Origin of the sequence: Streptomyces sp. 2P-4 (assembly GCF_030167965.1) — a bacterium.
In the GTDB taxonomy this organism is placed as follows: Bacteria; Actinomycetota; Actinomycetes; order Streptomycetales; family Streptomycetaceae; genus Streptomyces; species Streptomyces globosus_A.
In genome coordinates this window covers 3,918,576-3,936,729 of record NZ_CP095011.1, presented here as the reverse complement: position 1 = coordinate 3,936,729, position 18,154 = coordinate 3,918,576, and the positions used below count along the sequence as shown (strand labels likewise).

The window sequence follows — 18,154 nt, the reverse complement described above, 5'->3', positions numbered from 1 at the left end:
TGCCACACGGACCTCCGTGCCCGGCAGGGGGGTTGACCGGCCCGCCGGCCGGCCCGCCGTCAGGGGCGCGGCGCCACGAAAAGGCTCTGCGCCCCCCTGCCGAGGGGCCCCTTCTCGTCGTGCAGGACCGAGTCCGCGAGCCCGATCCCCGCCGGGTCGACGCTCGTCCGCGCCTGCACCCCGACCCACTCGCCCGCCGGGTGCCGGTGCAGATGCACCGTCAGGTCGCTGTTGACGAAGACAAACCGCCTGAAGTCGACGGCCGCGCTGATCCCGTTGCCGGAGTCCGCCGCGACCAGCACCCGGTCCAGCGCCCCGACCGGCTCACCCGCCACCAGCGGCACCCGCATCCGCATCCAGCAGGCCCCCGGCCCCGGCTCGGTGAAGCCCCCCTCGGCGAACCGCATCTCCATCGCCGTGTGGTAGCCCCGCTCCCACGGCACCGCATAGAACGGCGACGGCGCCAGCGACCCCGGCGGCGGCAGCCGCGGCCCCTCCGCCACCGCCGGCACCACACCGTCCCCGGCCACCCGCACCCGCAGCGCCCGCGCGACCACCGCCGGCTGCCCGGCGCCCGCCGGCTCCAGCTCCGCCTCCACCACCTCGGTGCTCCGGCCCAGCCGCAGCTCCCGCACCCGTACGGACACCACGCCCAGCGGCACCGGCCGCAGGATGTCGAAGGTGATCCGCGCGATCCGCATGTCCGGCCGCGCCCCCGCCCGCTCCTCGACCGCCCGGCCGAGCAGCGCGGCCGGCGGCCCCGCGTGCTGCGCCCCCGCATCCCACGGCCCCCGCGTGTCCTCGGTGGCCAGGAACCGCTCCCCGTCGATCCGCTCGTAGAACGCCATGCCCCCGGACGCTACCCCCCGGTAACGCCGGGCACCAGGCCCCGCAGCCCGCCCCAGCACCCGCCTCCCGGCCCGGGCTGTGACAATGGGGAGGTGCCAGCCACCCCCGCCACCCCCGCCGCAGACCCCCACGACAGGGACCGCCTCCGCGCCGACTGCGCGAACTGCTTCGCCCTGTGCTGCGTAGCCCTCCCCTTCGCCAGGTCGAACGACTTCGCCGTGGACAAGGCCGCCGGCACCCCCTGCACGAACCTCCGCCAGGACTTCCGCTGCGGCATCCACACCCGCCTGCGCGACTCCGGTTTCCAGGGCTGCACCACCTTCGACTGCTTCGGCGCCGGCCAGCAGGTCTCCCAGGTCACCTTCGGCGGCGAGGACTGGCGCAGCCACCCCGGCACCGCCCGCCGCATGTTCGAGGTCTTCCCCCTCATGCGGCAGCTCCACGAACTCCTCTTCTACGTCACCGAAGCCCTCGCCCGCCCGGCCGCCCGCCCCCTGCACCCCCGGCTGCGCGCCCTCCTCGACGAGACCACCCGCTGGACCGCCGCCGGCGCCGACGCCCTCACGGCGGACCTGGACCTCCCGGACCTCCGCAGCCGCATCAACACCCTCCTCCTGGAGACCAGCGAACTCGTCCGCGCCGGGGCCCCCGGCCGCCGCCGCAGCCACCGCGGCGCCGACCTCATGGGCGCCCGCCTCGCCGGAGCCGACCTGCGGGGCGCCAACCTCCGCGGCGCCTACCTCATCGCCGCGGACCTCTCCGGCGCCGACCTCCGCCTCGCCGACCTCATCGGCGCCGACTTCCGCGACACCGACCTGCGCGGAGCCGACCTGCGCGACGCCCTCTTCCTCACCCAGGCCCAGCTGGGCGCCGCCCGGGGCGACGCCGGCACCAGGATTCCGGCGGGCCTCACCCGTCCCGCGCACTGGGACTGACGGACCATCCGACCATCGGACCGTCAGACAAACACACCGTCACCACCGCAGGTCAGCGCCCCGGACGGGCCAAGCCCCGGGACACCGGGCAAAGAAGCCCGTCAAGTCGACGTATGACCGGGGTTTCATCAGCGAAGATAGTGGGTGACCCATGCCGTCGGCACGGGCTACCGGAACTACCCGTACAGGGGCGGTGAGTTACATGATCCTGGCAGCCGAAAAGGGCGACATCACCACCATCATCGGCGGAATCGCCCCCAACTGGGGGCCCTTCGGCAGTCTCGGCAACGAAGCGAAGATCATGATCGAAGTGATCATGGCGGTCGCCATTCTCATCTGCCTCGGCATCGCCATCTGGGGCGCCGCCAAGCAGCGCATCGGCGCCACCGCGCTGCGCGACACCTTCAGCGCCGAACAGGGCAAGGGCCTGATCGTCGCCGGGCTCACCGGCGTCTTCATCATCGGCTCCCTCGGCACGCTGTTCACCATCGTCTACGGAATGGCCGTCTAGCCGGACCGCCCGCCGGATCCGGACCAGGGCCCGATCACCACCACACCGCATCCACGCGGGAACCAGCACTACCGTCGTACGACGCGGAGGGGGCGGACAGGCAATGAGCAACGACGACCAGTACGGCGGCGGCCACGGCGACATCGGCGGCACGGGCCAGACCCGCACCCGCCTCCCCGACGCCGACACCGACCCGTACGGCGCCCCCCGCCGCACCCCCCGCGCCTCGCGCAGCCTCGTCACGGTGGTCGGCGTGGTGGTCCTGCTGATCGCGGCCATCGCCTTCGCCAACCAGTCCGGCGACACACCCGAGCCCGCGGGCACCGACGACACCCCGGCCGCCTCCGCCACCGCCCCGACCGGCACCCGCCCGGTCGACGGCAAGAACACCGGCATCCCGACGGGCTTCCCCGCCGACCAACAGGGCGCCCAGTCGGCCGCCGCGAACTACGCGGTCGCCCTGGTCTCGGCGGACATCCTCAAACCGCAGATGCGCCGCCAGATCGTCCGCCAGGTCTTCGCCCCCGACAAGGTCGCCGAGATCGAACCCAGACTCGACCAGGCCTACGGCAAACCCTTCCTCGACAGGGCGGGACTCGACGCCAACGGGAACGCCGCCCCGGGCCTGACCTACGTCTCCCGGACGGTCCCCGTCGGCACCAAAGCCGTCAAGTACACGGACGGCGCAGCCGTCATCGACGTCTGGTGCACCGGAGTCTTCGGCACCGCGGGCGTCGGCTCGACCAACCCCGTCAGCAGTGACTGGTTCACCATGACGCTGACGCTCCGCCGGGTGGACAACGACTGGAAGGTCGACAGCTTCGCGCAGAAGGACGGCCCCGCCCCCGTCCACACCGACCGCACGGCCTCGACTGCCGAAGAGATCGCCAAGGCAGCAACGGAGTACGGAGGCTTCACCTATGCCCGGTAGCCCCATCCGGCGCGCCGCAGGCGCGCTGGCCGCCGTACAGGCCGCCGCCATCCTCTTCGCCACCCGCGCCTACGCCGCCCCGCCGACGACACCGGCAGCAACACCCCCGGCATCCCCGTCCCCCTCGGCGTCGCCGAACGACAACCGGTGCGACCTGATCGTGGGCCCCGCCAGGGACTTCTGCGAGCGCGGCAACGGCGCAGCCACCGGCGGAGCCCCCCGCACCGGCCTCGCCCCCACCGACCCCGCCGACGCCCTCAACCCCCTCGGCTCCCTCGCCAAGGGCTGCGCCGACGCCGCCGCGTGGATCGTCACCGAGCTCGGCAAAGCCGTCAACGGCAGCGCGAACGTCGACTTCACCAACGACGCCTTCCTCAAGCAGTACGCCATCGTCTTCGCCGCCTCGACCGTCCTCACCCTGGTCCTGTGGCTCCTCGCCGTCGCCAAGCGCGCCATCCGCGGCGTCCCCCTGGCCACCGCCCTCTCCGAGGCCATCGGCTTCCTCTGGCTGACCGTCCTCGCCTCCGCCTTCACCCCCCTGATCCTCTACACCGTCGTCTCCGCGACCGACGGCGTCACCGAGGTCATCGCCTCCGCCGGCGGCAGCCAGACCGACATGTTCTTCGGCTCCTTCACCGAAGCCCTCAAGAAGGGCGACTCCATCGGCGGCGGCCCGATCATGCTGATCGTCGTCTCCCTCGTGACCGTCCTCGCCGCCGGAATCCTCTTCCTCGAACTCTTCATCCGGGCCGCCCTCCTCTACGTGGGCGCCCTCCTCGGCGTCGTCGTCTACTCCGGACTCGTCGACCGCAACCTCTGGGGCCACGTCCGCCGCTGGGCCGGCATCATGATCGCCGTCATCCTCGTCAAGCCGGTCATCGTCATCGTCCTCGGCCTCGCCGGCGCCCTCGCCGGCGACAAGGGCCCCAACGCCTTCTCCGCCGTCGTCTCCGGCCTCGCGATCATCCTGCTGGCCATCTTCGCCTCCGCGATGATCTACCGCTTCGTCCCCGGCTTCGGAGACGACATCGCCGCCGCCCGCGCCGGCCGCACCAAGGCCACCGACGGCGCCCAGGCCGCCGCCGTCATCAGCAGCCCGGCCTCCCTCGTCTCCCAGGGCATCAAGACCCACAGCAGCCGCGGCGCCCACCGCTCCGGCGGCGGCACCACCCCCGCCCCCGCCAACCCCCTCTCCGGAGGCGTGGCCGCCCACAGCAGCCGCCCCACCGGCGGCGGCAGCGGAACCCTCCCCGCCGCCGCACCCGCGCCCCGCACGAGCTCGACGAGCACGAGGAACACAGGAGGTGACGGGCGTTGACGGCCCAGTCCCACCAGATGCACCCGGTCGCGCCCCGCCGCACCTACCTCATCGGCCGCGCCCGGCCGAACGCCGTCATCGGCAAGAACCGCGAGACCGGCGAGATCGCCCTGATCATCGCGGGTGCCTTCCTCGGCATGATGAGCGGACTGCTCGTCCCCGACCTCACCCTGCGCATCGTCACCCTCGTCGGCTTCCCCCTGCTCGCCCTCGCCGCCGTCTACGTCCCCTACCGCGGCCGCACCTTCTACAAGTGGTACGAGATCAACCGCAGCTACAAGCGCATCCTGCGCCGCGGCACCGCGTACCGCTCCGGCGCCATGGAAGCCGGCACCCGCGCCGACGGCCGCGAGGTCGAGGTCGGCCCGCCCCCCGGCATCGGCCGTATCAGCTGGCTCTCCGCACCCTTCGGACCCGACGAGATCGCCGTCCTCCTGCACGCCGACCGCAGGACCGTCACTGCGGCCATCGAGATCGAGGGCCCCGGCGTGGGCCTGCGCGACAGCGAGGACCAGGAGGCCCTCGTCGACCGCTTCGGCACCCTCCTCAAGCACGTCGCCAACGGCGACGGCTTCGTCACCCGCCTCCAGATGCTCGCCCGCACCCTCCCCGCCGACCCCGACGCCCACGCCAAGGACGTCATCCAGCGCGGCGACCCCACCGCCCCCGTCTGGCTGCGCGACTCCTACGACCAGCTGCAGTCGATGGTCTCCACCTCCTCCGAGCAGCACCGCGCCTACCTCGTCGCCTGCATGCACTACACGCGCGAACTCGCCGCCGAGGCCCACACCATCGCCCGCGCCGGCGGCCGCAAAGGCCGCAAGCTCGACCGCGACTCCGGCCTCGCCATCGTCATGGCCCGCGAGCTCACCGACATCTGCGCCCGCCTCGCCGAGGCCGACATCCGGGTACGCCAGCCCCTCGGACAGGGCCGCCTCGCCTCCCTCGTCCACTCCATGTACGACCCGGACCACCCCATCGACCACATCCAGGCCATGACCAAGCGCAACGCCTGGCCCGCCGAACTCGACGCGGTCGAACCCACCTACCTCCAGGCCAAGACCCGCGAGTCCTCCACCCGCGCCCCCTGGTGCCACGCCACCGCCTGGATCAAGGAGTGGCCCATGACCCCCGTCGGCGTGAACTTCCTCGCCCCGCTCCTCGTCCACACCCCCGACGTCATCCGCACCGTCGCCGTCACCATGGACCTCGAACCCACCGAGATCGCCATCGAGCGGATGCTCACCGAGAAGACCAACGACGAGGCGGACGCCTCCCGCGCCGCGAAGATGAACCGCACCGTCGACCCCCGCGACATCGCCGCCCACGGCCGGCTCGACCAAAGAGGTGAAGATCTCGCCAGCGGTGCGGCAGGAGTCAACCTCGTCGGGTACATCACCGTGTCCTCGCGTTCACCGGAGGCCCTCGCCCGCGACAAGAGGACCATCCGCGCCTCGGCCGGCAAGTCCTACCTGAAGCTGGAGTGGTGCGACCGCGAACACCACCGCGCCTTCGTCAACACCCTGCCGTTCGCCACCGGCATCCGACGCTAGCTGGAGGGAAAGGCCGCCATGCGAGACCCGCTGTCCGCCCTCACGGACGCCTTCACCAGCTTCCTGTTCGGCAAGGTCGAGACGACCCGCCTGCCCGTCCGCACCTCCACCGGCCAGGCCCAGGCCGTCTACCTGCCCACCGCCGCCCCCGGCCTCGGCGACTCCGGCGTGATCATCGGCCGCGAGGTCTACAGCGGCAAGGGGTACATCTACGACCCCTTCCAGCTGTACGGCCAGCAGCTCCCCGCCCCGCACTGGCTGGTCCTCGGCGAGTCCGGCAACGGCAAGTCCGCGCTGGAGAAGACGTACGTCCTGCGCCAGCTCCGCTTCCGCGACCGCCAGGTCGTCGTCCTCGACGCCCAGGGCGAGGACGGCGTCGGCGAATGGAACCTCATCGCACAGCAGCTGGGGATAACCCCCATCCGCCTGGACCCCGTCGCCGCCAACGACGGCGGGATCCGCCTCAACCCCCTCGACCCGGCCATCACCACGACCGGCCAGCTCGCCCTGCTCCGCACCATCATCGAGGTGGCGCTCGGCCACGGCCTCGACGAACGCTCCGGCTTCGCCCTGAAGGTCGCCCACGCCTACGTCGTCGACACCATCCGCGACCGCCAGCCCGTCCTCACCGACATCGTCGAGCAGCTCCGCCACCCCGAACCCGGCTCCGCCGAGGCCATGAACGTCGACATAGACGACGTACGGGCCTGGGGCCTCGACGTCGCACTCGTCCTCGACCGCCTCGTCGACGGCGACCTGCGCGGCATGTTCGACGGGCCCACGACCGTCGGCATCGACCTCGACGCCCCACTGATCGTCTTCGACCTCTCCCACATCGACCGCAACTCCATCGCCATGCCCATCCTCATGGCGATCGTCGGCGTGTGGCTGGAGCACACCTGGATCCGCCCGGACCGCAAGAAGCGCATCTTCCTCGTCGAAGAGGCCTGGCACATCATCAACAGCCCCTTCGTCGCCCAGCTGTTCCAGCGCCTCCTCAAGTTCGGCCGACGCCTCGGCCTGTCCTTCGTCGCCGTCGTCCACCACCTGTCCGACGTCGTCGACGGCGCGGCCGCCCGCGAGGCCGCCGCCATCCTCAAGATGGCCTCGACCCGCACGATCTACGCCCAGAAAGCCGACGAGGCACGCGCCACCGGACGCGTCCTCGGCCTGCCCCGGTGGGCGGTGGAGATCATCCCCACCCTCACCCCGGGCATCGCCGTGTGGGACGTCAACGGCAACGTCCAGGTCGTCAAACACCTGATCACCGAAGCCGAACGCCCCCTCGTCTACACCGACCGCGCGATGACGGAGTCCGCCACCGCGCACCCCCTCCCCGACGACCTGCTGGCGGCCGAACTGGAGGCGGAGCAGCGCGCCCTGCTCATGGAACGCCACCAGGGCGGCGGACCGGGATCCGCGACGACGGTGGCGTGAGGGGCCGGCGAGCCCCGCGGAGTACGAGAGGCACCAGATGCACGAGAGCGGCACGAGACGCCCGGCCGGCCCCGGCCCTGCCCCTTCCCGCGGCGTCCCGGACGGCCTCCTGGTCGCCCTGCTCGCGTTCCTCCTGGGACTGGCCGTGCTCGTGTGGTCCTCGACGGGGCTGGCCGCGCTCCTCGCGAAGGGCGCCTGGCCGGCCACCGTCACGTTCGGCCGCACACCCGACGCGGTCCGCGCCCTGATAGCGGAGCCGCACGACCTGCCGGGCGCCTGGCCGGCGACGGACCCGGCGGCGCTGTCGGGCTGGGGGCTCTTCTGGGGCCTGTTCGTCGGGCAGCTGCTGGTCCTCTTCGTGCTCACCGTGTTCGTGATCGGCGCCGTGGCCCGCACGAAGGCGCGCCGGGCCCGCGCCCGCAGCGCCCCGCCGGAGCCGACTGCGCAGGCTGCGGAACCGGATCCGGTGCCGGTGCCGGTGCCGGTGCCGGATCCGCCGAAGCCGCCCCTGCCGAAGCCGGCGCCCGCCGTCCCCGCCCCGGCCGCTGGGGGGCCGACGGACGAGGCGTACCGGTACGGCTTCGGCCACCCGCCCCGCGCCGAGGCCCCGGCGGCCGCTCCGGCGGGCCGTCTGGCGTACGGGGCCCCGGGCGAGCGCCGCCGCCTGGCGGCGGCCCATCTCGCGTCCGCGGAGGGCGCGGCGCTCGTCGTGACGTCCTCACCGGCGCTGTGGGCGGACACGAAGGACGGCCGCGCGAAGCTGGGCCCGGTCCTCCTGTACGACCCGTCGCACCTGTGCGACACCCCGGCCCGTATGCACTGGAACCCGGCGGAGGGCTGCACGGACCGGGACACCGCGGCCGTCCGCGCCACGGCCCTGCTGGCCCCCGTACGACCGCGGGCGCGCATGGACGAGGCTGTCGCCGACACGGCGGAGACGCTGGTGCGGAGCTGGCTACAGGCGGCCGCGCTGGACGGCCGCCCGTTCAAGCAGCTGCACCGCTGGGCACAGGGAACCGGGGTGCAGGAGGCGGTCCGCATCCTGCGCACGCACCCGCAGGCGGCGGCAGGGGCTGCCGGGGAGCTGGAGAGTGCCCTCACCGCGTATCCCGAACGACGGGACCAGGCCCGGCATCTGACGGCACGGGCGCTGGCGTGCCTGACGTCGGTGCACATCCGCGAGGCCTGCAATCCGAACCGAACGGATGCGCTGGCGCTGGCATCGTTCCTGCAGGAGGGGGGCACCCTCTATGTGGTGGGTGAATCCGTGGAGGAACCCGCGGCCCACCCGGGTGCGATGCCGCTGCTGACCGCACTCGCGTCGAGCGTGGTCGAGCACGGCCGCCGCATGGCCGCACGGTCATCCCGCGGCCGGCTCGACCCACCACTGACCCTGGTCCTGGAGGACGTGGCGGCCGTCGCCCCGGTCCCGCAGCTGCCGGACCTCCTCGCGGAGGACGTGCTGCCGCTGCTGGCGTTGTGCCGCAGCCGCGAGCAGGCCCGGTCCCGCTGGCCTCAGTGGCCCGCGGAGCCCCCGGCCGACGCGACCGCGCCGCCCCGGCCGGGGGCCCGTACTCCGGCTCCGTGACCTCTACCTCCGGGCCGCGGGCCGGGGGTAGACGTACTCGAGCTCCTTCGCCGCCGGGTCGCCGGGCTTGGGGATGACGAGCCCGCTCGGCCGGAACCCGTAGCGCCGGTAGAAGCCGCCGGCCCGCGCGTTGTCCTCGTGTACGAACAGGCGGACGCGCTCCAGCCGCGGCTCCTCCAGCGACCAGGCCCACTGGAGCGCGGCGGTGAACAGGGCGTCGGTCAGTCCGCGCCCGCGCCACTCCGGCCGCACGTACACGCCGACGAAATGCGCCTGGTCGGTGTCGACGGTCCGCTCGAGGAAGTCGGCGCCGCCGACGGGCTCGACGAAGGCGGACACCGAGCCGGCCCACTGTCCGTCGGGGGTCTCGGCGATGAACTGCCGGACGTGGACGCCTTCGGCCGCCCCGCGCGCCCGCTCCTGCCAGTACGCGTCGGGTTTGGCAGCGGCGTCCTCGACGGATTCCAGGAACGCCATGGGCGCGAGCGGGTCGGCGAGGGCCTCCAGGCGGAGCGCCTTGACCTTCTGCCATTCGTCGGTCCGTACGGGCCGGATCACAAACTGTTCCATGCACCCGGATCCAATCACGGGCCGGCGCGCACCGCACCGCAATTCAATCTGCCCTGAAACGCAGGAAAGCCCCGCACCAGAGCTGGTGCGGGGCTTTCCCACAATGATTGTTCGGCGGCGTCCTACTCTCCCACAGGGTCCCCCCTGCAGTACCATCGGCGCTGAAAGGCTTAGCTTCCGGGTTCGGAATGTAACCGGGCGTTTCCCTAACGCTATGACCACCGAAACACTATGAAGTTGAACTCAAGCCGGCAAGGCGAGTTCGTTGCTTCAGAACTAACACAGTGGACGCGAGCAACTGAGGACAAGCCCTCGGCCTATTAGTACCAGTCAGCTCCACCCGTTACCGGGCTTCCACATCTGGCCTATCAACCCAGTCGTCTACTGGGAGCCTTACCCTCTCAAGGAGGTGGGAATACTCATCTTGAAGCAGGCTTCCCGCTTAGATGCTTTCAGCGGTTATCCCTCCCGAACGTAGCCAACCAGCCATGCCCTTGGCAGGACAACTGGCACACCAGAGGTTCGTCCGTCCCGGTCCTCTCGTACTAGGGACAGCCCTTCTCAATATTCCTACGCGCACAGCGGATAGGGACCGAACTGTCTCACGACGTTCTAAACCCAGCTCGCGTACCGCTTTAATGGGCGAACAGCCCAACCCTTGGGACCGACTCCAGCCCCAGGATGCGACGAGCCGACATCGAGGTGCCAAACCATCCCGTCGATATGGACTCTTGGGAAGATCAGCCTGTTATCCCCGGGGTACCTTTTATCCGTTGAGCGACGGCGCTTCCACAAGCCACCGCCGGATCACTAGTCCCGACTTTCGTCCCTGCTCGACCCGTCGGTCTCACAGTCAAGCTCCCTTGTGCACTTACACTCAACACCTGATTGCCAACCAGGCTGAGGGAACCTTTGGGCGCCTCCGTTACCCTTTGGGAGGCAACCGCCCCAGTTAAACTACCCATCAGACACTGTCCCTGATCCGGATCACGGACCGAGGTTAGACATCCAGCACGACCAGAGTGGTATTTCAACGACGACTCCACAACCACTGGCGTGGCCGCTTCACAGTCTCCCACCTATCCTACACAAGCCGAACCGAACACCAATATCAAACTGTAGTAAAGGTCCGGGGTCTTTCCGTCCTGCTGCGCGAAACGAGCATCTTTACTCGTAGTGCAATTTCACCGGGCCTATGGTTGAGACAGTCGAGAAGTCGTTACGCCATTCGTGCAGGTCGGAACTTACCCGACAAGGAATTTCGCTACCTTAGGATGGTTATAGTTACCACCGCCGTTTACTGGCGCTTAAGTTCTCAGCTTCGCCCCACCGAAATGGAGCTAACCGGTCCCCTTAACGTTCCAGCACCGGGCAGGCGTCAGTCCGTATACATCGCCTTACGGCTTCGCACGGACCTGTGTTTTTAGTAAACAGTCGCTTCTCGCTGGTCTCTGCGGCCACCCCAGCTCAAGGTGCAAGACCTATCACCAGGAATGGCCCCCTTCTCCCGAAGTTACGGGGCATTTTGCCGAGTTCCTTAACCATAGTTCACCCGAACGCCTCGGTATTCTCTACCTGACCACCTGAGTCGGTTTAGGTACGGGCCGCCATGAAACTCGCTAGAGGCTTTTCTCGACAGCATAGGATCATCCACTTCGCCACAATCGGCTCGGCATCAGGTCTCAACCTTGTATGAGGGACGGATTTGCCTACCCCTCGGCCTACACCCTTACCCCGGGACAACCACCGCCCGGGCTGGACTACCTTCCTGCGTCACCCCATCGCTTACCTACTACAAGTCCGGTTCGTCGGCTCCACCACTTCCCTTCACCCGAAGGATCCAGGACGGCTTCACGGACTTAGCATCGCTCGCCTCGATATTGGGCGTTTCAAAGCGGGTACCGGAATATCAACCGGTTGTCCATCGACTACGCCTGTCGGCCTCGCCTTAGGTCCCGACTTACCCTGGGCAGATCAGCTTGACCCAGGAACCCTTAGTCAATCGGCGCACACGTTTCTCACGTGTGTATCGCTACTCATGCCTGCATTCTCACTCGTGAACCGTCCACAACTCGCTTCCGCGGCTGCTTCACCCGGCACACGACGCTCCCTACCCATCACAGACTCCGTTGGGAGTATTACTGCAATGACACGACTTCGGCGGTACGCTTGAGCCCCGCTACATTGTCGGCGCGGAATCACTTGACCAGTGAGCTATTACGCACTCTTTCAAGGGTGGCTGCTTCTAAGCCAACCTCCTGGTTGTCTCTGCGACTCCACATCCTTTCCCACTTAGCGTACGCTTAGGGGCCTTAGTCGATGCTCTGGGCTGTTTCCCTCTCGACCATGGAGCTTATCCCCCACAGTCTCACTGCCGCGCTCTCACTTACCGGCATTCGGAGTTTGGCTAAGGTCAGTAACCCGGTAGGGCCCATCGCCTATCCAGTGCTCTACCTCCGGCAAGAAACACACGACGCTGCACCTAAATGCATTTCGGGGAGAACCAGCTATCACGGAGTTTGATTGGCCTTTCACCCCTAACCACAGGTCATCCCCCAGGTTTTCAACCCTGGTGGGTTCGGTCCTCCACGAAGTCTTACCTCCGCTTCAACCTGCCCATGGCTAGATCACTCCGCTTCGGGTCTAGAGCGTGCAACTCAAACGCCCTGTTCGGACTCGCTTTCGCTACGGCTTCCCCACACGGGTTAACCTCGCTACACACCGCTAACTCGCAGGCTCATTCTTCAAAAGGCACGCAGTCACGAGGATCCGAAGATCCCGACGCTCCCACGGCTTGTAGGCACACGGTTTCAGGTACTATTTCACTCCGCTCCCGCGGTACTTTTCACCATTCCCTCACGGTACTATCCGCTATCGGTCACCAGGGAATATTTAGGCTTAGCGGGTGGTCCCGCCAGATTCACACGGGATTTCTCGGGCCCCGTGCTACTTGGGAGATGAGCAAGCAAGCCGCACAGATTTCAGCTACGGGGGTCTTACCCTCTACGCCGGACCTTTCGCATGTCCTTCGCCTATCCATACGGTTTCTGACTCGCCCAGCCGCCGGCAGACGACTGAAGCTCATTCCCACAACCCCGCATGCGCAACCCCTGCCGGGTATCACACGCATACGGTTTGGCCTCATCCGGTTTCGCTCGCCACTACTCCCGGAATCACGGTTGTTTTCTCTTCCTGAGGGTACTGAGATGTTTCACTTCCCCTCGTTCCCTCCACACTGCCTATGTGTTCAGCAGCGGGTGACAGCCCATGACGACTGCCGGGTTTCCCCATTCGGACACCCCCGGATCAAAGCTCAGTTGGCAGCTCCCCGGGGCCTATCGCGGCCTCTCACGTCCTTCATCGGTTCCTGGTGCCAAGGCATCCACCGTGCGCCCTTAAAAACTTGGCCACAGATGCTCGCGTCCACTGTGTAGTTCTCAAACAACGACCAGCCACCCATCACCCCACCAGACAAGCTGGCGAGTTCACTGGGGCCGGCACTGAAGACTAGCCAGACGGCCGTGCCTTCAGGACCCAACAACGTGCCCGACACGATCCGCCCTCCGTGTCCTCTTTCCACGCCGAAGCAGTACTCGAAGACCATCAGGTCAAACCGTGCCGAATAATCAACGTTCCACCCATGAGCTGACCGTGCAGAACGTTTGCCTGCAATCGGTACTGTGCTCCTTAGAAAGGAGGTGATCCAGCCGCACCTTCCGGTACGGCTACCTTGTTACGACTTCGTCCCAATCGCCAGTCCCACCTTCGACGGCTCCCTCCACAAGGGTTGGGCCACCGGCTTCGGGTGTTACCGACTTTCGTGACGTGACGGGCGGTGTGTACAAGGCCCGGGAACGTATTCACCGCAGCAATGCTGATCTGCGATTACTAGCGACTCCGACTTCATGGGGTCGAGTTGCAGACCCCAATCCGAACTGAGACCGGCTTTTTGAGATTCGCTCCACCTCACGGTATCGCAGCTCATTGTACCGGCCATTGTAGCACGTGTGCAGCCCAAGACATAAGGGGCATGATGACTTGACGTCGTCCCCACCTTCCTCCGAGTTGACCCGGCGGTCTCCTGTGAGTCCCCATCACCCCGAAGGGCATGCTGGCAACACAGGACAAGGGTTGCGCTCGTTGCGGGACTTAACCCAACATCTCACGACACGAGCTGACGACAGCCATGCACCACCTGTATACCGACCACAAGGGGGCACCCATCTCTGGATGTTTCCGGTATATGTCAAGCCTTGGTAAGGTTCTTCGCGTTGCGTCGAATTAAGCCACATGCTCCGCCGCTTGTGCGGGCCCCCGTCAATTCCTTTGAGTTTTAGCCTTGCGGCCGTACTCCCCAGGCGGGGAACTTAATGCGTTAGCTGCGGCACCGACGACGTGGAATGTCGCCAACACCTAGTTCCCAACGTTTACGGCGTGGACTACCAGGGTATCTAATCCTGTTCGCTCCCCACGCTTTCGCTCCTCAGCGTCAGTAATGGCCCAGAGATCCGCCTTCGCCACCGGTGTTCCTCCTGATATCTGCGCATTTCACCGCTACACCAGGAATTCCGATCTCCCTACCACACTCTAGCCAGCCCGTATCGAATGCAGACCCGAGGTTAAGCCTCGGGCTTTCACATCCGACGTGACTGGCCGCCTACGAGCTCTTTACGCCCAATAATTCCGGACAACGCTTGCGCCCTACGTATTACCGCGGCTGCTGGCACGTAGTTAGCCGGCGCTTCTTCTGCAGGTACCGTCACTTTCGCTTCTTCCCTGCTGAAAGAGGTTTACAACCCGAAGGCCGTCATCCCTCACGCGGCGTCGCTGCATCAGGCTTTCGCCCATTGTGCAATATTCCCCACTGCTGCCTCCCGTAGGAGTCTGGGCCGTGTCTCAGTCCCAGTGTGGCCGGTCGCCCTCTCAGGCCGGCTACCCGTCGTCGCCTTGGTAGGCCATTACCCCACCAACAAGCTGATAGGCCGCGGGCTCATCCTTCACCGCCGGAGCTTTCCACCGCGGAAGATGCCTTCCGCAGTCGTATCCGGTATTAGACCCCGTTTCCAGGGCTTGTCCCAGAGTGAAGGGCAGATTGCCCACGTGTTACTCACCCGTTCGCCACTAATCCCCTCCCGAAGGAGGTTCATCGTTCGACTTGCATGTGTTAAGCACGCCGCCAGCGTTCGTCCTGAGCCAGGATCAAACTCTCCATGAATGTTTACCGGTAATCCGGTGCACACACACGTAGAGCGGGCCAGTCATGTCGGAATAAGACCGACTGACCACTGCGTCCTCGCTGTGTTGTTGCCTGCAAGCACTTCCAGAGGAAGCCTCACAGGTCTTTTTCAAAGGAACCTCATCCACCGGAGTGGACGGGGTATCAACTTCTGGCGTTGATTTTTGGCACGCTGTTGAGTTCTCAAGGAACGGACGCTTCCTTCGTACTCACCCGCAGTAACACTTACTGGGGCTTTCCTCCGGGCTTTCGTTCTTCGTTTCCGACTCTATCAGACTCTTTCGTGTCCGATTCCCGGTCGAAGCGGGATTCGCCTTCCGGGACTCGCTTTCGCGTTTCCCTTTCGGCGAGACCGACTCTATCAGAAGTTTTCCACCGGATTTCCCGGCTTCGAATTTCCGAACACGGAGTCGACTGTGCACCCGGGGCTTGGAGTCCCGGGTACGAGGTCTGCTTGGGGTTCGTTGCCGAACGATCCGTTCCAGGCAACCGTTCCACTCTACATCCGTGCCCCACGGGTGTCAAAGACCCCAGGCGTCCGCTCGCAACCGCGGAGAGACCGATGAGTTCCCCGTCCGGCTGCGGTCTCCATCCGGTAGACACAGCCAGAGCAGGACCTTCCCGAGGAGTGAGTCGCATGCGGATCGTGGTCACCGAGTTCATCAGCCTGGACGGTGTCGTACAGGCGCCCGGCGGGCCGGACGAGGACCGGGACGGGGGCTTCGCCCACGGTGGCTGGGTGGCGCCGTTCTTCGATCCGGAGGTGGTCGGCGGCGCCTTCGACGCCGCCCTCGCCGGCGCGGATGCCCTCCTCTTCGGGCGGCGCACCTGGCAGACGATGGCCGGCGCCTGGCCGGACCGGGCCGGCGACCCCTTCGCGGACCGCATGAACGCCCTCCCGAAGCACGTCGTCTCCTCGACGCTCACGGCCGCCGACCTGACGTGGAACAACACCTCCCTCATCGCCGGCGACAAGCCGGTGCCCGCGATCCGGGAGCTCCGCGAGCGCGAGGGCGGCGACCTGGTGGTGATGGGCAGCCCCTCGCTCGTCCGCACCCTGATCGAGGAGGGCCTCGTCGACGAGCTCCGCCTCAACGTGATGCCGGTCGTCCTCGGCGGCGGCAAGACCATCTTCCCGACGTCTGGCAGCAAGCGCTCCCTGCAGCTGGTCTCCGCGGTCACCAGCCCCACGGGCGTCCAGGTCTGCACCTACCGGGCGGCCCAGGACCCGTCTCACTGACCAGGGCGTGCCGCGTCTCCTCGTACGCCGCCTCCACCGCCCCGACCGGACAACATGGCTCCGGGCTGGGGGACCACGACCAAAGTCCCTGCACCCGTGGGACCGGCGACCCAGGCGCCGAACCCGGCCGCACCCCTACGGTGGCGCCGACGGGGCAGGCACATCCGATGGCGGGGGCGGGTATGGCAGTGGCGATCGTGACGGGGGCTTCCCGCGGCCTGGGCCGAGCCCTGGCCGCGGAGCTTGCGGGGCAGGGCTGGAGCGTGGTGGTGAGCGGGCGGAACGCCGGCGCGCTCTCCGGGGCGGCCGACAGGCCCGGCGTGGTCGCGCTCGCCGGCGACGTACGCCATGGCCCGCACCGCGCCGCGCTGGTGGCGGCGGCACGGCGGCTCGGCGGGCTGGACCTGCTGGTGAACAACGCGGCGGTGCTCGGGGCGGAGCCCCTGGTGCCGCTGGCGGAGCAGTCGCCGGCCGGGTTCCGCCGCGCCCTGGAGGTGAACCTCGTGGCACCGCTGGCACTGGTCCAGGAGGCGCTGCCGCTGCTGCGGGCATCCCCCCGGGGCGCCGTACTGAACCTCAGCTCGGCCGCGGCGGTCACGGCCTACCCGACCTGGGGGGCGTACGGGGCGACCAAGGCCGGGCTGGACCTGCTGTCGGGTGTCCTGGCCGTGGAGGAGCCGGGGCTGCGGGTGTGGTGGGCGGACCCGGGGTCGATGGCGACACCGATGATGGCGTCGGCCGAGCCGGACGCGGACCTCGGCGCACTGCCGACACCGGAGGAGGTGGCCCCGCTGCTGCTGCGCCTGGTCGCGGAGCGGCCGCAGAGCGGGCGGTACACGGCGCGGGGCCTGGCGCGTGAGGCGGCGGTCACGTAGCGGCGCCCGCCAGGGCAGCGGGCATGGCCAGGGTGGTGAGGTCGCCGCGGTCCGCCGAGCGGACCGTGACGGGCTGGTCGTGGCCGCGTAGGTCGAGCAGGACGTCGGGCCCGATCGCGGTGCTCACCGCGGGATAGAGGGTGGTCACCTCGAACCGCACCCGCAACGCCCGTCCCGCCACGGTGGCCGGCACCGCCACACGGGTCCCGGCGCCGTCCACCGCTCCGACGGTCAGTCCGTGGCCGCCCGCCCGCAGCACGACGTCCGCACCGGGCTGCTCCTCCAACGCCCGCAGGAGCAGCTCCTTCGAGACCGTCACACGAGTGGTGGCCCCGCCCAGTGACGCGAGCATCAGCCGGTGATCGGGAAAGTCCTCCGACACGAGCCGGCAGTGCCGGTCTCCCCGACCGCCGAGGCACAGCCGGATGCCGTGAGGGACGGCTTCGAGACGCACTCTCGGGCTGCGCCGGATCTCGCCGACCGCGGCCCGCAGCTCCCCGCCGTCGACCGTGCCGGCCCATGCCCGCACCGGCCCTTCGGCCGGCACGAGCGTCCTGGTGGCGAGTCGGTACCGGTCGGTCGCGGTCAGGGTGACCGCCTCGGCATCCACCTCGACGCGCACGCCTGCGAGTGCGGGTGTCCCGGGCTCGTACGCGGTCGCGGTCAGCACCTGCTCGACCGCATCCGCCAGTACGGGCCCCTTCAGGGCCCCGAGGGGAAGCCGCGTCTCCTCGCCGAGTGCGGCCCTGATGACGGCGGCCTTCTCACGCACGGCCGCGGCCTGGTCCATGATCTGCGCGACGTGTTCGTCGAGGAGCCGAGCCGCCTCACCGGCCTCCGCCCCGAGCACGGCCTCGACACCGGCCAGCGGCATGGCGACCTCACGCAGGCGCCGCAGCGCGACGGCCCGGGCCAGCTGGCCGGGACTGTAGTAGCGGTAGCCCGAGGCGGAATCGGTCTCGGCGGGCGGCAGCAGCCCGGAGTCGGCGTAGAACCGCAGCGCGCTGGCGGTCAGACCACTGCGTCGGGCAAAGGCCCCTATCGGCATCAGCTCGTCTTCTGGCACGGCGCCATCCTCAATCTTCAACCGACTCGAAGGTCAAGGCTGCTT

The 18,154-nt window shown here is 68.2% G+C and carries 12 protein-coding genes and 3 rRNA genes; 9 read left to right on the top strand and 6 right to left on the bottom strand.

The genetic code is table 11. The annotated features are described in order from the left end of the window. Nucleotides 1-59: 59 nt before the first annotated feature. Nucleotides 60-848 carry a thioesterase family protein gene (locus tag MUK52_RS17375; protein WP_114058149.1) on the bottom strand — a complete coding sequence of 263 codons (789 nt, stop codon included), beginning with the start codon at nt 846-848 and terminating at the stop codon, nt 60-62. Between the two features lie 93 nt (nt 849-941). Between MUK52_RS17375 and MUK52_RS17370 the strand changes: the two genes are divergently transcribed. The 7 genes from MUK52_RS17370 (at nt 942) to MUK52_RS17340 (ending at nt 9,122) form a co-directional block, all read left to right on the top strand. After that, nucleotides 942-1,784, top strand: coding sequence for a pentapeptide repeat-containing protein (locus tag MUK52_RS17370; protein ID WP_284578049.1), 843 nt, complete (start codon nt 942-944; stop codon nt 1,782-1,784). Nucleotides 1,785-1,986: 202 nt separating this feature from the next. Next, nucleotides 1,987-2,295 (top strand): DUF8827 family protein, encoded by a 309-nt coding sequence (locus tag MUK52_RS17365; RefSeq protein ID WP_114058151.1) that lies wholly within the window; start codon nt 1,987-1,989, stop codon nt 2,293-2,295. A 103-nt stretch (nt 2,296-2,398) separates the two neighbouring features. Next, nucleotides 2,399-3,226: a hypothetical protein gene (locus MUK52_RS17360; protein ID WP_284578046.1), complete on the top strand. Its 828-nt coding sequence runs from the start codon at nt 2,399-2,401 to the stop codon at nt 3,224-3,226. Beyond that, nucleotides 3,216-4,544: a hypothetical protein gene (locus tag MUK52_RS17355; RefSeq protein WP_284578044.1), complete on the top strand. Its 1,329-nt coding sequence runs from the start codon at nt 3,216-3,218 to the stop codon at nt 4,542-4,544. The genes MUK52_RS17360 and MUK52_RS17355 overlap by 11 nt, the downstream gene beginning before the upstream one ends. A 17-nt stretch (nt 4,545-4,561) precedes the next feature. Continuing rightward, complete coding sequence (locus MUK52_RS17350; protein ID WP_114058154.1) at nt 4,562-6,097, top strand: SCO6880 family protein; 1,536 nt, start codon at nt 4,562-4,564, stop codon at nt 6,095-6,097. 18 nt (nt 6,098-6,115) lie between these two features. Next, nucleotides 6,116-7,534, top strand: a complete 1,419-nt coding sequence (locus tag MUK52_RS17345) for an ATP-binding protein (protein ID WP_114058155.1) — start codon at nt 6,116-6,118, stop codon at nt 7,532-7,534. Nucleotides 7,535-7,571: 37 nt separating this feature from the next. Further along, entirely contained in the window at nt 7,572-9,122 is a 1,551-nt protein-coding gene (locus MUK52_RS17340; protein ID WP_246042737.1) for a type VI secretion protein, read from the top strand. A 3-nt stretch (nt 9,123-9,125) separates the two neighbouring features. On the opposite strand, the gene MUK52_RS17335 is transcribed toward MUK52_RS17340, so the two are convergent. The 4 genes from MUK52_RS17335 to MUK52_RS17320 form a co-directional block, all read right to left on the bottom strand. Then, nucleotides 9,126-9,692: a GNAT family N-acetyltransferase gene (locus MUK52_RS17335; protein ID WP_284578041.1), complete on the bottom strand. Its 567-nt coding sequence runs from the start codon at nt 9,690-9,692 to the stop codon at nt 9,126-9,128. Between the two features lie 109 nt (nt 9,693-9,801). Next, nucleotides 9,802-9,918, bottom strand: a 5S ribosomal RNA gene (gene rrf / locus MUK52_RS17330). Nucleotides 9,919-9,992: 74 nt separating this feature from the next. Beyond that, nucleotides 9,993-13,101, bottom strand: a 23S ribosomal RNA gene (locus MUK52_RS17325). A 282-nt stretch (nt 13,102-13,383) separates the two neighbouring features. Next, a 16S ribosomal RNA gene (locus MUK52_RS17320) occupies nt 13,384-14,907 on the bottom strand. Together the 16S, 23S and 5S rRNA genes form the textbook arrangement of a ribosomal RNA operon. Before the next feature lie 658 nt (nt 14,908-15,565). On the opposite strand from MUK52_RS17320, the gene MUK52_RS17315 reads away from it, so the two are divergent. Together MUK52_RS17315 and MUK52_RS17310 are read left to right on the top strand one after the other, a co-directional pair. Further along, entirely contained in the window at nt 15,566-16,168 is a 603-nt protein-coding gene (locus MUK52_RS17315; RefSeq protein WP_284578038.1) for a dihydrofolate reductase family protein, read from the top strand. A 182-nt stretch (nt 16,169-16,350) separates the two neighbouring features. Then, on the top strand, nt 16,351-17,043 hold the full coding sequence (locus MUK52_RS17310) for an SDR family NAD(P)-dependent oxidoreductase (RefSeq protein WP_284578035.1): 693 nt from the start codon (nt 16,351-16,353) through the stop codon (nt 17,041-17,043). On the opposite strand, the gene MUK52_RS17305 is transcribed toward MUK52_RS17310, so the two are convergent. Next, nucleotides 17,036-18,091, bottom strand: a complete 1,056-nt coding sequence (locus MUK52_RS17305) for a DNA polymerase III subunit beta family protein (protein ID WP_428985503.1) — start codon at nt 18,089-18,091, stop codon at nt 17,036-17,038. The two genes, MUK52_RS17310 and MUK52_RS17305, sit on opposite strands and share 8 nt — an antisense overlap. Nucleotides 18,092-18,154: the final 63 nt, after the last annotated feature.